Below are 14,293 nucleotides of genomic sequence, written 5' to 3' on the forward strand. Positions count from 1 at the left end.
CGCCACGACCCCTGTGTCAGAGGCACCCCGGCGGCCACGATTACTCCGATCGACGACTTCATGTTGTCGTCCGCCGAATTCGTCACCGATTGAGACGTGTTATATAAATATTCCGCAGAAAGGCCCCTGTGCCGCGGGACGGGCGCCGGGGCGGGGCGATGACCGACGTGTCGCCGGCCGCGGTCGTCGCCCGCCGACTCGACACGATCCGGGCGCTCGACGAAGGGCCGGCGTCGACGGCGACGCTCGTGGAGCGGACCGGCGTCTCGCGGTCGACCGTCGATCGGGCGCTCCGCGAACTGTCGACGGTCGGGTTCGTGGCGTCGACGGCCGCGGGCCACCGGCTGACCCAGACGGGGCGGCTGGCGCTCTCGACGCACCGCCGGTCGACCCGCCGTATCGACGCCCTGGCAGCGGCGGCGCCCCTGTTCGACGGGGTCGACCCGAGCGTCGACGTCGATCCGGCCGTCTTCGACGGGGCGACGCTGATCGAGTCGACACCGTACGCCCCCAACCGTCCCGCGGAGGCCGTCGGCGACGTCGTCGAGCGGGCGACCCACGTCTCGGTGTACACCGGTCGCTTCCTCTCCAGACACGCGCGGCTCTACCACGACCGGGTGATGGAGTCGGGGCTAACCGGCTCCTTCGTGGCGACCGACCGAGTGATCGAACGGCATGCGGTGTCCCACCCCGGGGAGATGCGGGCGGCCGTCGAGAGCGGCCGCATCGCGATTCGACGTGCCGACCGGGACGAACCGCTGACGCTCGTCTTGGCCGAGACGCCCGACGGTCCCGAGATGGGCCTGGTCGTCTACCGCGACGGCGGTGCCCGCGGGTTCGTCGGCAACGATTCCCCCGCTGCGACGCGGTGGGCGCGCGCGTTTCACGACCGCCTATGGAACGCGGCGACGCCCTTCGATCCTACCTGACCGCGGCGTCGAGTTTCTCCACCGGCGTTGGAGGCTCCGACTCGTAGTGATCGCCGAGTTGAGTCCGGCAGGACGCGCCGGGGGCGACGAGTTCCTCGCCCGAACTCTCGTCCACCTGGTCGAAGAGGATCGACCCGATGGCCTTGCTCATCGAGAAGTGTTCGGCCTCGTAGCCGAAGGACCCCGCCATCCCACAGCAGCCGGAGTCGAGCGGATCGACCGCGTACCCCGCCCGCCGCAACACGCCGACGGCGTGGTGGTCCTTCTTGGTCGACTTCTGGTGACAGTGGCCGTGGTAGGTCAACGACCCCGTCGCGTCCGTCGACAGCGACTCGTCCAGGCGGAACGCGTCGAGATACTCCATGACGCCGTAGCTGTTGTCGGCGAGCGTCTCGACGTCGCCGTTGGACGTCGTCCGATCCTCCGAGGAACGTGGCTCCTCGCTGCCGCCCGGGAGCAGGTCGCGATAATCGGACTGGAACATCACGGCGTCGGAGGGTTCGACGAGTACCACGTCCCAGCCGTCGCGGACGCGGGGGGCGAGGGTCTCGACGTTCGTCGCCGCCTGCTCGCGCGCCTCGTCCAGAAAGCCCTTCGAGAACGGCGGCCGGCCGCTGCCGGCCACGTCGCGAGGAATCTCCACGTGGACGTTCGCCGCCTCCAGCACCCTGACCGCGGCCTTCCCCGATTCGGGGTGGTTGTACGTGGTGTAGGTGTCGGGAAAGAGGAGGACCCGGCGGTCCGCCTCGGCCGCGCTCACCCGCGCCCCACCCCGGTCGTCGAACCAGTCGACGAGCGACTGGCGGTGGAAGGTGGGCAGCGAGCGATCCTTGGCGATGCCGAGCGTCTTCTCCATCACCGTCCGGGCGCCGGGAACCTTCGCCGCCCAGTTCGACAGCGGCGCCAGCGCCGAGCCGAGGGCGTTCAGTGTGTCGACGTTCGCGAACAGTTTATCGCGCAGCGAGGCGCCGTGGCGCTGGTGGTGTTCGTGGGTCACCTCCGCTTTCAACTTCGCGAGGTCGACCTCGCTCGGACAGTCCTTCGAACAGCCCTTGCAGCCGATACAGAGGTCCAGCACTTCGTGCATGAACTCCACGTCGGTGGCCTCGTCGTCCAGGTCGCCGCTCATCGCCTGCCGGAGCAGGTTCGCCCGGCCGCGGGTGGCCTGGATCTCCTCCTGGCTCGCGCGGTAGGTGGGACACATTACGCCGCCGGTGGTCTCCTGTGGGCCGCGACAGCCCCCACAGCCGTGACAGAGTTCGACCATCCCCTGCATCCCGTTCTCGTTGTCCCAGTCGAGCGCGGGCGAGAAGCCGGCGTCGAACTCGTAGTCGGCGTCGAACCGCAGGTTCTCGGTCATGTCCACGTCGCCACAGACCGTCCCCGGGTTCAGCAGCCAGTCGGGGTCGAACGCCGACTTCAGGTCCCGGAACGTCTCCCAGAGACGGTCGCCGTACAGTTTCCGGTTCCACTGGGTTCGGGCGCGGCCGTCGCCGTGTTCGCCCGAGACTGAGCCGTTGTACTTCACGACGAGGTCGGTCGCGGCGTCGGCGATGGACTCCATCCGCTCGATACCCTCGACGGTCTTGGTGTTGACCAGCGGCCGGATGTGGAGGACGCCCGGCCCGGCGTGGGCGTAGTAGCTCGCGAACGTGTCGTGATCGTCGAGCAGCGCCTGGAAGTCGGCGACGTAGGCCGGCAGGTTCTCGGGCGGGATGGCGGTGTCCTCGATGAACGAGATGTGTTTGGCGTCGCTGGTCCGACCCAGCAGGATCGGCAACCCCGACTTGCGCATCTTCCAGAACGTCGCCCGTTCCTCGGCGTCGTGAGCCTCCATCGCGTCGCGGGCGTAGCGCTCCTTCCCGGTCAGGTCGGCCGCCCCCTCGCTCGGCGACGCCTCGGTGTCGACGCCGCCGACGCGGTCGGCGATCAGGTTCGCGACCTTCCGTCGCCCCTCCTCGTCGCTGTCGGCGTAGAACTCGACGAGCAGGACCGAGTCCGTCCCCTCGGGCAACAGGCCGACCACGTCCGCGAACTCGGCCGTCTCCCGCGCCAGGTCGAGCAGGACGTCGTCCATCACCTCGACGGCCGCGGGGTCGTGTTCGAGGATCGGTGCCACGTCCTCCATCGCGTCGATCAGGTCGTCGTAGGTCAGCAGGCCGATGGCCTTCGTCTCGGGGACGGGCTCCAGCGAGACGGTCGCCTCGGTGATGACCGCGAGGGTGCCCTCGCTGCCCGCCAGCAGGCGCGCGAGGTTGACCGACCCCGTCTCTGCCTCGTCGATCAGCACGTCCAGGTTGTACCCCGAGACGTTGCGCTTCAGATCCGGATACTTCTCGCGCACTTCGTCGGCCTCCTCGTCGACGATCCGGGCGACTTCGGCGTAGATGCGCTCGCGGATCGACCCCTCGGGGTCGGCGTCGGCCCGCAGGTCGTCGAGGTTGATCTCGCCGAACGTGGTGACGGTGCCGTCGGCCAGCACCGCCTCGACTTCCTCGACGTAAGCGTCCGTCTTGCCGTACTTCAGGGAGTGCGATCCGGTGGAGTTGTTGCCGATGGCGCCCCCGAGGGCGCTCTTGTCGCCCCACGCTGGGTCGGGGGCGAACTTCAGGTCGTGGGCGTCGAGTTCCGCGTTGAGGTCGCCGAGGTTGATGCCCGGCTGGGCGCGGGCCAGGCGGGCCTCGAGGTCCATCTCGATCACGTCGGTCATGTGCCGCGAGAAGTCGAGGACGACCGCCTCGTTGACGGTCTGTCCGGCGAGGCTCGTGCCGCCGCCGCGGGGGAGGACCGGCACCCCACGGTCGGCACAGTACTCGACGACCGCGGACACGTCGGCAGTCGAGGTGGGGAAGACGACGCCGACGGGCGTCACTTCGTAGGCGCTCGCGTCGGTCGCGTAGAGCTGTCGGGAGTAGTCGTCGAACCGCACGTCGCCCTCGATCAGCCCGTCGAGATCGTCGACCATCCCCGGACGGTCGACGTCGTCGCTCCGGTAGTCGTAATCCCCGTCTCGGGCGGGGTCGTCAGCGGGATCGCCTGTCGTTGCCATCGGGTGGGAATTGGTGTACGACCGCTTAAAAGCCGGGTACTATGGTAGCCTTTGTAAGTCATCGCACACCTGATCGCCAGACTGCGTGGGATCAGGTGTGCAAACAGTTCCAAACGCTACTATAGCAGACGCCGGGGATCAGTACGTCCCCCGAACGGGGGTCGGGAGTCCCGTCGCCGGCGCCTCGTGCGCGAACGGGACGCGTCTCCGGCACGGAGATTCCACCCTGTCGGCGACCGAAGCTACAAAGCTCACGCGTCCCTACTGCGGGACATGGCTACCACCACGAACCCGACGCTGTCGACGTTCGCGGACGCCCTCGACGAACTCGGGGTCGCCCTCACCCGGACGACGGCCGACGAGTTCGCGGCGACGCTCGACGACGTCGTCCGCGACCCGGCGGTCGGCGTCCCCCTCCCGTTCGACGTCACGTACCCGGACCGCGTGACGGTCGATCCGACGCCCGCCGCCCTGGAACGGGCGGCGACCGGCGTCACCCCCGCCACCTTCGGCGTCGCCAACTACGGCAGCGTCCTCCTCCCGTCGACCGCCGACGGGGCCGAACCCGTCTCCCTCTATCCCGAACTCCACGTTCCGGTCGTCCGCGCGGGTGACGTCCTCCCGGACCTGCCCGAGGCACTGGACCGCTTCGGCGACATGGCCCGGACGGACGGTGCGAGTACGGTCGTCGCCACCGGCCCGAGCGCCACCGCCGACATGGGGGAACTCGTCCTCGGGGCGCACGGTCCCGAGGCCGTCCACGTGGTGATGCTCGATGAGTAAGGGCAGGGGCGACAAGGCCGCCGAGATCCGGCGGCTGATGGCGACCGAAGGCTCCGCCATCGAGGCGAACACGAAGGGGTTCAACCGGAAGCGCCGGGAGGCGGTCGCGGAACTGGACAACTACGAGGAACTCCGGACGCGCGCCCGCGAGATCAAGGAGGACGCCATCGACCGCCTCCCCGAACTGATCGCGGAACTCCGCGAGTCCGTCGAGGAAAACGGCGGTCACCTCTACGTCGCCGACGACGCCGCGGACGCGAACCGGTACGTCCGGGACGTCGTCGCCGACGAGGACGCCGAACGCGTCGTCAAGAGCAAGTCGATGACCACCGAGGAACTGGACGTCAACGAGGCGTTGGAGGCCGACGGCGTGGACGTGGTGGAGACCGACCTCGGGGAGTGGGTCGTCCAGCTCGCCGACGAGACGCCCTCGCACCTGATCGCCCCGGCCATCCACCGCTCCCGGGAGAGCATCGCCGACCTGTTCGAGACGGTGTTCGACCCCGCGGACCCACCCGAGACGGCCGACGAACTCACCACGTTCGCCCGGACCCGACTCGGCGAACTCATCCGCGACGCCGACGTTGGGATGACCGGCGCCAACTTCGTTACCGCGGACTCGGGGACGCTGGCGCTGGTCACCAGCGAGGGCAACGCCCGGAAGTGTGCGGTCACGCCGGACACGCACGTCGCCGTCGCGGGCGTCGAAAAGGTCGTTCCCTCGACGGACGACCTCTCGCCGTTTCTCGAACTCCTCGCGCGCTCCGGCACGGGACAGGACCTCACGGCGTACGTCTCCCTGCTCACCCCGCCCGTCGACTCCCCGACCCTCGACTTCGACGACGACGAGACCCCGCTCTCCGAGCGGGAGTCCGACCGCGAGTTCCACCTCGTGCTCGTCGACAACGGCCGGATGGCGATGCGCGAGGACGAGCAACTCCGCGAGACGCTGTACTGCATCCGGTGTGGGGCCTGTTCGAACTCCTGTGCCAACTTCCAGCACGTCGGCGGGCACGCCTTCGGCGGCGAGACGTACTCCGGTGGCATCGGCACCGGCTGGGAGGCCGGGGTCGAGTCCCTCGACTCCGCGGCCGAGTTCAACGACCTCTGTACCGGCTGTTCCCGGTGTGTCAACGGCTGTCCCACCAAGATCGACATCCCGTGGATCAACACCGTCGTTCGCGACCGGATCAACCGCGGGGCGGACCCCGAAGGGACCGACTTCCTCGTCGAGGGGCTGACGCCCGACGAGGAGCCAGGCGGCCTCGACCTCGACAAGCGCCTGTTCGGCAACTTCGCGACGCTCGCGAAAGTCGGGAGCGCGACTGCCCCCGTCTCGAACTGGATCGCCGACGCGGCGCCGGTGCGGTGGGCGCTCGAACGCGTCGCCGGCGTCGACGCCCGTCGCGACCTCCCCGAGTTCCGGCGGGAGACGCTCGTCGACTGGGCGCGGACGCGCACGGCGACGGTCACCGATCCGACCCGGGAGGTCGTGCTCTATCCCGACGTCTACACCAACCACGTCCAGGTCGAACGCGGCAAGGCGGCCGTCCGGACGCTGGAGGCCCTCGGCGTCTCGGTACGGGTTCCGTCCGTCCCCTCCAGCGGCCGCGCCCCGCTCTCACAGGGGATGATCGCCACCGCCGAGGAACACGCCCACGACGTCTATGGCGCCCTCGCCGAACACGTCGACGCCGGTCGCGACGTGGTCGTGATCGAACCGTCCGATCTCGCCATGTTCGAGCGGGAGTACGAGCGGTTCCTCGCCGACGCCGCCGTCGAGCGCCTGCAGGAGCACAGCTACGAGATCATGGAGTACGTCTACGGCCTGCTGGCGAACGGGGCCGACGCCGACGCGCTCCGCGCCGGCGACGGCCACGAGGTCGCCTACCACGCCCACTGCCAGCAGCGGACGCTCGGGCTCGACGCCCACACGACGGCCGTCCTCGACGACCTCGGCTACGACGTCGTCACCTCCGACGTGGAGTGCTGTGGGATGGCCGGCTCCTTCGGCTACAAGGACACCTACTACGAACTGAGCATGGACGTGGGCGAGGACCTGGCCGAGCAGTTCTCGACCCCCGAGACGCGCGACCGGACGGTCGTCGCGAGCGGCACCTCCTGTCTGGAACAGCTCGACGCCCTCCTCTCCCGGCCGTCGCGGCACCCGATCGAACTGATCGCGCCGTAGCCCACCGACGCGTCGCCTACGGCGTCCCGGTCGGTCGCTCATCCTCGACGACGGTCAACACGTCCTCGACGAACTCGCAGGACCGGTACCGGATCCGTCCACCCTCGGGATCGTACTCGACGAGGCCTGCCTCCTCCAACCGCGGCAACAGCGCGTGTCGAAGCGCGAGCGCCGCGTCGGCGGGCGGGTCGACGCTGTTGGACCGCACGTGTTCGGCCACCTCTCGACAGGTCGCGGTCCCGTCGGTCTCCTCCATCAAGTAGCGAACCGCGAGCCGTCGCCGTTCGTCGTCCAACGCACGGAACACGGCGTCAGCGAGGTCGGCGTCCATGCCGTGGCGGTTCACCCGATGGGCACAAATTGTCATCCCGTAACGCGGCGACACCTCCTGTCGCCTCGCCGTCGACACCCGTCGTTCGGGCGACTCAGTCCCCCGTCTTCTGCGTCGACTCGTCGCGGTACGTCTCGAACATCGATTCGACCGTCGCCAGCAGGTCGGGATCGTCCGAAACCGCGAGCGCGTGTGGCCGGCCCTCCTTGGACACGGCGACTGCGGCGGTGTCGTCCATGACCCCGGCGAAAAACGAGATTCGGTCCGGGTGGACGTAGACGTCGACGGCGTCCGACTCGACGGTCGCCGCGTGGCCGTCGCGGTACTCGGCTCTCGACTCCGCCACGTCGCTCGCTCGCTGCGGGATCACCACCTCGACGTCGATGTCCTCGTCGCCCTGCACCCGTGCTGCCAACTGGTCGATGCTCTCCCGTTGAACCCCGGGGGCGACCTCCCGAATGCGGGTCGCGTCCGCCCGTAGCGAGAGGATCCGATCGAGGATGCCGAAGGGATCCACGTCGGACGCGACGAGCAACTCCCCGTCCGCCAGTCCCTCGAGCGGGAGGCTACGAAAGGCGGGCGGCGCGTGGCGCAACAGGGGAGCGAAGTCGAGTGCTGTCCCTGCCCGCGTTCGGAACGCGTCGACTCCGTCGGCGACGTGTGTCCCAAGCGGCGTGAGTCGGAGAGGGCCGTCGGCCTCCCGGAGGTACCCCCGCTCTTCGAGCGAGTTCACGACCCGTACGACGGTCCGGTGTGACACGTCGAGCCGCGACTCCACTGCCGCCCGTTCGATGGGTCCCTCCTCCGAGACGATGTCGAGGACCTTCGCTCGATTCTCTGACTGCGTTACGAACCGAAGTTCCGCGACGGCTTGCCCCATACGCCCCGTGGACGGCACTCGCTTAAATCACGAGCGAACCCGGTCCGTCGGCGTGTCGAACCCTGTCGCGTACGCCGCCATCCGCGAACTATTAAGACCCGTCACGAACAGGAAGTGCATATGGACGGCACGCCACAGGAGATCACGACGCTCGTCGGGCGCGAGGTGTACTCGAACAACGGGGTTTTCGTCGGGGAGGTCGAGGACGTCCGCCTCGATCTCGGCCAGGAGTCCGTCACCGGACTCGCGCTCGGCGAACTGAGCCAGGAACTGTTCGCAGGGCGAGTCGAGGCCGGCAAGGGCGTGATGATCCCCTACCGCTGGGTCCGTGCCGTCGGCGACGTGATCCTCATCAACGACGTTGTCGAACGGCTCGAAGACGAGGACGAAGACGAGGAAGTCGTCGCTTAGCTCCCGTTTCCGGCATCGTTCGCACTGCTCTCGACACCCATCGCGTCGAACAGTTTCTTGCGCACTGCCTCTTCGGCCAGCGCGAGCAGCGTGTCGCGATTGTCCTCGCTCGCCTCGATGCCGGTAAAGAGCCCGAGCGGAATCTCGGTGCTCCCTTGGGTGGAGTGTCCGCCGGCCTCGCCGATCTCGCCGTACGCGTCGTCGAGGACGTTCCCGATGTTGATGCGGATGTCCTTCGAGCGGGCGGCCAGATAGATGGTGTCGTCGGCGATGCCGAACACCGCGGTCGTGGTGATCCCCTCTAGGTTGAGGAGGTGCTGGGCGGCCTGCGCGAGCGCATCGCGGTCGCGGATGAATCCCGCGTTCGAGACGAGGTGGCTCCCCTGTACCTGCCGGTTCTGGATCGCCTCCGCCAGTACGTCCAGTGTCTCCGGCGACATCGACGGCGACTCCACCTGTTCGAGCGTGTCGTGGTCGGCGAAGGGGTAGAGGTACGCCGCCGCCGTCAGGTCCGCGGGCGTGGTGTCGCGCTTGAAATCAAGCGTCTCGGCGCGGATGCCGTACAGGAGCGCCGTCGCCACTTCCTGGTTCGGCGAGAGGTCGAACTCCTGGATGTACTTCGTGAGGATCGTCGACGTCGAGGAGACGTTCGGCCGCACGTCCATGAACTCGGCGTCGTAGTCGGTCTCGGGTTCGTAGTGGTCGATGAAGATGTCGACGCCGGTGTCGAGGCCGAGATCCCCTGATTTCATGTGGTCGACCAGTGCGATCAGCGCGTACTCATCCAGTGACGCCACGTCCGACAGGGGAAGGAGTTCGATCCCGAGCAGGTTCACGAACGCCCGGTTCTCTTGGTGGCCGATGTCGCCGTGATAGAGGATGTCTGCCTCCACGTCGTGGGCGTCGGCGATGGCCTGCAGCGCCACCGCACTGGCGATGGAGTCCGGGTCGGGGTTGTCGTGAGTGAGGATAGCGAGTTTCCCGCCACCGGTGTGGAGGATGTCCGCGAGTTGTTGAGCCTTGTACTCCAGTTCGCCCGTCTCAAGGGCGCGCAGCGCCGACTCAGCGATCACCTGTGATGGATTGATCACCACGTCCGCCCCCGCTTCGGTGAGTTCGTCTTCCGAGACGGGATCGGACGCCCGGACGATGATGAACTGGTCGCCGCCGCGCTCGCGGATCGTCGAGACGGCGGCCTTGTTCGCCTCGACGTCCGACGCCAGAATGAGGAGGACGTCGCGGTCGGCGACGAGATCAGCCACCTCGTCCTCGCGGATGTCGGTCCGACGAGCGTCGAGGTCCTGATCGCGGAGCGCTTCGACGCGGCTCTCGTCACGGTCGAGGATCAGCACGCTCTTGCCTTCCGACGCGAGGTCCTCGGCGACGGCGTGGCCGACGCTCCCACAGCCGAGGATCGCGTACGAAGACATAGTCGAGACTGAGGCCGCGTTACTCATGTGATCCGACGTATCGAGCCATCTCACTTAACGTCGTCCCTTTTTCCCACCGGCGTGAAGGGAAACGCCTTTTAGTGGGCCACGGATACCGGATGTCGTAGGGCCGGTAGCTCAGTCAGGTAGAGCGACGGACTCTTAATCCGTCGGTCGGGGGTTCAACTCCCTCCCGGCCCGCTTCTGCGCGACACTACGCGACGAGCAGAGCACGGAGTGAGCGACGCGAGGAGCCGTGTCGCGCGAACGGTATACGGAGGAGTTGAACCAGGGAGTGAAGCGAACGCAGTGAGCGGAACGACCGTGGTTCAACTCCCTCCCGGCCCCTGCACCGAACCGCCGAGCGACGACGTAGCCGTGAGGGAACTCGGTAGCCCGCGGCGGGAGGGCGGGTAGTTTTTTGCCGCTTCGTTCCGATCTGAGTCCAACAGTCGTGATCCGAGTTCTCTACGTCGCCGCGGACGAGGCCGACGCCGAGGGGGACGCCGCCGCCCTCGAACGGGCGGCCCCGTCGCTCTCGGTCGTCCCGGTGACGCCGTCCGGCGCCCTCGACGCTCTCGGTGAGACGTCGGTCGATTGCCTCGTGATCGGCCTCGACCCCGCCGACGAGGGGGTCGCCACCCTTCTCGGATCGGTTCACGAACGGGGACCCGACCTCCCTCTGATCGTCGCGGGGGCGGCCGTCCCCGAACGCCTCGCGGCACGCATCGCCGCCGCCGTCCCGGACGACGAGGGGGCGACCGATCGGGACGTAGCGTCCGTCCCTGTGGCACCGCAGGGCTCGTGTCTCGACGCCATCCCCGGCATCGCCTGCATCGTGGACGCCGACGGCACGGTCCGGCGGTGGAACGAACGGACGGCGGCCCTGGTCGGGGGGCGCGACTCCACGCCGACCCTCACCGAACTTGTCTCACCCCCCGCGCGTGAGCGCCTGGCAGCCGCGCTCGACGAGGCGCTGGACGTGGGGCGCGGGACGACCGAGGAACCGGTCGAGACGGCGGCGGGACGGCACGTCGCCCACGAGTGGACGCTGACCCGCATCGGCGACGGGTCGGCGCGGCGGGGGTGTCGCGCGGTCGCGGTCGACGTCTCGGAGCGAGCGGCCATCGCCGCGGAACTGCGGGCCACCGAGTCGTCGCTCGCCGCGCTCTACGATATCCTCTCGGATCGGGAGGCGACGTTCGAGTCGCGCCTCGACCGCATCCTCGAACTGGGCTGTGATCGGCTCGGCGTCGAGTACGGCTTTCTGACGCACATCTCCGGCGAGACCCAGCGGATCGTCGACGCCCGCGGGAGTCACCCGCTGCTCCAGCCCGACGAGCAGTGCCCGCTCTCGGAGGCGTACTGTCGGAAGGCGATCCGGTCAGACGGCCTGCTCGGCGTTCAGGACGCGATAGACGAGGGCTGGAAGGCCGATCCGGCCTACGAGGCGTTCGGCCTCGGCTGTTATCTCGGCGGGAAGGTGATCGTCGAGGCGGACCTCTACGGGACCCTGTGTTTCGCCGACGACGACGCGCGAGAGCGCGCGTTCACCGACGCCGAGCGGACGTTCGTCGAACTGCTGACCCGGTGGGTGAGCTACGAACTCGAGGGGCGGGCGGCCACCGAGGAACTGCGCCGCCGGAACGAGCGGCTCTCCGAGTTCGCGAGCATCGTCTCTCACGACCTCCGCAACCCGCTGAACGTCGCGAAGGGGAAACTCCAGGTGAGCCGCGAGACGGGCGAGATGGACCACCTCGACCACGTCGACGAGGCGCTCGATCGCATGGAGGATCTGGTGACCGGGCTGCTGGATCTCGCCGAGCAGGGGACGGTCATCGAGGCCGTCGGCGACGTGGAACTGGCCGACGTCGTGGCGGCGGCGTGGGCGAACGTCGAGACCGAGGGTGCGGACCTCGTCGTCGACGCCGACGGGACGATATCCGCCGACCGCAACCGCCTCCTCCAGTCGTTCGAGAACCTGTTTCGCAACGCGATCGAGCACGGCGCCGCCGCGGACGGCGGGGTGGCCGACCTCACCGTCCGCGTCGGCGACCTCCCCGACGGGTTCTACGTCGAGGACACGGGGAAGGGCATCGACCCCGAGCGACGGGATAGCGTGTTCGAACGGGGGCGGACGTCGGGCGGCGGCACCGGCCTCGGCCTCACCATCGTTCGTGCCGTCGCCGACGCCCACGGCTGGACGATCGACGTGACCGAGGCCGACGCCGGCGGCGCCCGCTTCGAGTTCTCCGGCGTCGACCGGCCCGTCCCGACGGCCTGATCGAACGGGAACTCCTATGAGGACTGCCGTTCCGGCGGTTCAGGCGTCGCTCGCGTCCAGAAAGTCGGGATCGACCCGCTTCTCGTCGCGCTCCGTCCGGAGGTGGGCCGCGAACGCCTCCCGGGCCACGTCCTTGCGCTCTCGCTCTTTCCGGTCCCGCACCGAGACGGTGCCGCTCGCCTCTTCGTCGTCGCCGACGACGAGCATGTAGGGGACGCGGTCGCTGTGGGCCTGCTGGATCTTGCGACCTACGGTCCACGACCGGTCCTCGACCTCGACCCGGAAGTCGTCGAGGTCGTTCGCGATCCGGTGGGCGTAGCCGAGGTTGTCGTCGCTGACCGGGAGGATGCGTACCTGTTCGGGGGCCAGCCAGAGCGGGAACTTCCCGTCGAAGTGCTCGATGAGCACCATCAGGAACCGCTCGTAACTGCCGTAGAGCGCGCGGTGGATCATCACCGGCCGGTGGTCCTCGTTGTCCTCGCCGGTGTAGGTGAGATCGAACCGTTCGGGCATGTTGAAATCGAGTTGGACGGTCGGGCCGTCCCACTGTCGTCCGAGGGCGTCCTCGAACGCGAAGTCGATCTTCGGGCCGTAGAACGCACCGTCGCCCGCCTCGACGTCGTACTCGATCGCCCGGGATTCGAGGACTGCGCGGAGCTGTGACTCCGCCCGCTCCCAGATCTCGTCGCTCCCGACCGACTTCTCGGGACGGGTCGCGAGCGCCACCTCCGCGTCGAGGTCGAACGTCTCGAAGACGCGGACGATGTTGTCCATCACGAGCGTCACCTCGTCTTCGATCTGATCGGGGCGGACGAACTCGTGCCCGTCGTCGATGGTGAACGCCCACACCCGCGAGAGTCCCGACAGCTCCCCTCGTTGCTCCTTGCGGTACACCTTCCCGTCCTCGAAGTAGCGGACCGGCAGTTCCCGGTAGCTCCAGGATTTCTGGTCGAAGATGGTGGCGTGTCCCGGGCAGTTCATCGGCTTCAGGCCGTACTCCTCGTCGTTCACGTCGAGCAGGAACATGTCGTCGACGTAGTTCTCGTAGTGGCCCGACTTCTTCCAGAGTTCCGTCCGGAAGAGGTGGGGGGTCTCGACAGGTTCGTACCCCGAATCGAGGTTCAGATCGCGCGCGAACCCCGCGAGTTCGTCGAGGACGCGCTTGCCGTTGGGATGGTAGAGGGGCAGTCCCGGGCCGGTCGTGTCGTCGATGGAGAAGAGGTCGAGTTCCTGGCCGAGTTTCCGGTGGTCGCGCTCCTGGGCCTCGCGTCGCCGTTCGAGGTAGGCCTCCATCTCGTCCTCGTCGGCGAAGGCCGTCCCGTACACGCGCGTCAGGGTATCGTTCTCCTCGTCGCCCCGCCAGTACGCCGACGAGATGTTCAGGAGTTTGAACGCGCCGATCTCGCCGGTCGACTCGACGTGGGGACCCTGACAGAGATCCGCGAACTCCCCCTGCCGGTAGACGGTCACGGGGTCTTCGCCCGCCGCCTCCGTCTCCAAAATGTCTTGCTTGTACGGGTTGTCGGCGTATCGCTCCAGTACTTCCGCCCTGGGGTGCTCCTCGCGCTCGAGGTCGAGGTCCTCGGCGATGATCTCTTCGGCTTCCGCCTCGATGTCCGCCAGGTCGTCGCTGTCGAGGTCGACGCCCGTGACGTCGTAGTAGAAGCCCTCGTCGGTCGGCGGGCCGATGGCGAGTTTGGCCCCCGGATACAGTCGCTGGAGCGCCTGTGCGAAGACGTGTGCCGCCGAGTGGCGCAACACGCGCAGATACTCGTCGCTGTCCTCGGTGACGATGACGAGGTCGGCGCCGTCTTCGAGGGGCGTGGCCTTGTCGACGAGGTCGCCGTCGACGACGCCGGCGACGGTGTCGCGACCGAGTCCCGGCCCGATCTCGTAGGCGACGTCCTCCACCGTCGACCCCTCCGCGACGGAGAGTTCCGATCCGTCGGGAAGCGTCACTACGATTTCGCTCATACCGGTGGAAGTCGGACGAGCGGAATAATAC

Annotated in this window: 10 protein-coding genes and 1 tRNA gene; 6 read left to right on the plus strand and 5 right to left on the minus strand. The window is 68.2% G+C overall.

Features of this window, described 5'->3' with window-relative positions:
- The first annotated feature begins 128 nt into the window (after nucleotides 1-128).
- Nucleotides 129-929: a helix-turn-helix transcriptional regulator gene (locus NBT82_RS11280; protein WP_251328217.1), complete on the plus strand. Its 801-nt coding sequence runs from the start codon at nucleotides 129-131 to the stop codon at nucleotides 927-929.
- Here the strand turns inward: NBT82_RS11280 and NBT82_RS11285 are convergent.
- Nucleotides 922-3,978 (minus strand): FAD-binding and (Fe-S)-binding domain-containing protein, encoded by a 3,057-nt coding sequence (locus NBT82_RS11285; protein WP_251328218.1) that lies wholly within the window; start codon nucleotides 3,976-3,978, stop codon nucleotides 922-924. The two genes, NBT82_RS11280 and NBT82_RS11285, sit on opposite strands and share 8 nt — an antisense overlap.
- 273 nt (nucleotides 3,979-4,251) lie before the next feature.
- Here NBT82_RS11285 and NBT82_RS11290 point away from each other — a divergent pair, with 273 nt between their 5' ends.
- Together NBT82_RS11290 and NBT82_RS11295 are read left to right on the plus strand one after the other, a co-directional pair.
- Nucleotides 4,252-4,761, plus strand: a complete 510-nt coding sequence (locus NBT82_RS11290; RefSeq protein ID WP_251328219.1) for an LUD domain-containing protein — start codon at nucleotides 4,252-4,254, stop codon at nucleotides 4,759-4,761.
- Nucleotides 4,754-6,952, plus strand: a complete 2,199-nt coding sequence (locus NBT82_RS11295) for an LUD domain-containing protein (protein WP_251328220.1) — start codon at nucleotides 4,754-4,756, stop codon at nucleotides 6,950-6,952. The genes NBT82_RS11290 and NBT82_RS11295 overlap by 8 nt, the downstream gene beginning before the upstream one ends.
- Before the next feature lie 16 nt (nucleotides 6,953-6,968).
- On the opposite strand, the gene NBT82_RS11300 is transcribed toward NBT82_RS11295, so the two are convergent.
- Nucleotides 6,969-7,283: a DUF7344 domain-containing protein gene (locus NBT82_RS11300; protein ID WP_251328221.1), complete on the minus strand. Its 315-nt coding sequence runs from the start codon at nucleotides 7,281-7,283 to the stop codon at nucleotides 6,969-6,971.
- Between the two features lie 94 nt (nucleotides 7,284-7,377).
- Complete coding sequence (locus tag NBT82_RS11305; RefSeq protein WP_251328222.1) at nucleotides 7,378-8,163, minus strand: helix-turn-helix transcriptional regulator; 786 nt, start codon at nucleotides 8,161-8,163, stop codon at nucleotides 7,378-7,380.
- 120 nt (nucleotides 8,164-8,283) lie between these two features.
- Between NBT82_RS11305 and NBT82_RS11310 the strand changes: the two genes are divergently transcribed.
- Complete coding sequence (locus NBT82_RS11310) at nucleotides 8,284-8,574, plus strand: PRC-barrel domain-containing protein (protein WP_251328223.1); 291 nt, start codon at nucleotides 8,284-8,286, stop codon at nucleotides 8,572-8,574.
- Here the strand turns inward: NBT82_RS11310 and NBT82_RS11315 are convergent.
- A complete protein-coding gene (locus tag NBT82_RS11315) occupies nucleotides 8,571-10,031 on the minus strand; it encodes a DHH family phosphoesterase (protein ID WP_251328224.1) in 1,461 nt (486 codons plus the stop codon). The genes NBT82_RS11310 and NBT82_RS11315 overlap by 4 nt on opposite strands.
- 100 nt (nucleotides 10,032-10,131) lie before the next feature.
- Here NBT82_RS11315 and NBT82_RS11320 point away from each other — a divergent pair.
- Both NBT82_RS11320 and NBT82_RS11325 read left to right on the plus strand, forming a co-directional pair.
- Nucleotides 10,132-10,205, plus strand: a tRNA-Lys gene (locus NBT82_RS11320).
- A 253-nt stretch (nucleotides 10,206-10,458) separates the two neighbouring features.
- Nucleotides 10,459-12,288 carry an ATP-binding protein gene (locus tag NBT82_RS11325; RefSeq protein WP_251328225.1) on the plus strand — a complete coding sequence of 610 codons (1,830 nt, stop codon included), beginning with the start codon at nucleotides 10,459-10,461 and terminating at the stop codon, nucleotides 12,286-12,288.
- 39 nt (nucleotides 12,289-12,327) lie between these two features.
- On the opposite strand, the gene thrS is transcribed toward NBT82_RS11325, so the two are convergent.
- Entirely contained in the window at nucleotides 12,328-14,262 is a 1,935-nt protein-coding gene (gene thrS / locus NBT82_RS11330) for a threonine--tRNA ligase (RefSeq protein WP_251328226.1), read from the minus strand.
- Nucleotides 14,263-14,293 lie beyond the last annotated feature (31 nt).

Source organism: Haloplanus sp. HW8-1 (assembly GCF_023703795.1).
In the GTDB taxonomy this organism is placed as follows: Archaea; Halobacteriota; Halobacteria; order Halobacteriales; family Haloferacaceae; genus Haloplanus; species Haloplanus pelagicus.

What these genes read in the sequence shown, in the direction of transcription:
- NBT82_RS11295 (WP_251328220.1), top strand. Translation starts at nt 4,754, where the DNA reads ATGAGTAAGGGCAGGGGCGACAAGGCCGCCGAGATCCGGCGGCTGATG.
- NBT82_RS11285 (WP_251328218.1), bottom strand. Translation starts at nt 3,978, where the DNA reads ATGGCAACGACAGGCGATCCCGCTGACGACCCCGCCCGAGACGGGGAT.
- NBT82_RS11310 (WP_251328223.1), top strand. Translation starts at nt 8,284, where the DNA reads ATGGACGGCACGCCACAGGAGATCACGACGCTCGTCGGGCGCGAGGTG.
- NBT82_RS11305 (WP_251328222.1), bottom strand. Translation starts at nt 8,163, where the DNA reads ATGGGGCAAGCCGTCGCGGAACTTCGGTTCGTAACGCAGTCAGAGAAT.
- thrS (WP_251328226.1), bottom strand. Translation starts at nt 14,262, where the DNA reads ATGAGCGAAATCGTAGTGACGCTTCCCGACGGATCGGAACTCTCCGTC.
- NBT82_RS11300 (WP_251328221.1), bottom strand. Translation starts at nt 7,283, where the DNA reads ATGGACGCCGACCTCGCTGACGCCGTGTTCCGTGCGTTGGACGACGAA.
- NBT82_RS11315 (WP_251328224.1), bottom strand. Translation starts at nt 10,031, where the DNA reads ATGAGTAACGCGGCCTCAGTCTCGACTATGTCTTCGTACGCGATCCTC.
- NBT82_RS11290 (WP_251328219.1), top strand. Translation starts at nt 4,252, where the DNA reads ATGGCTACCACCACGAACCCGACGCTGTCGACGTTCGCGGACGCCCTC.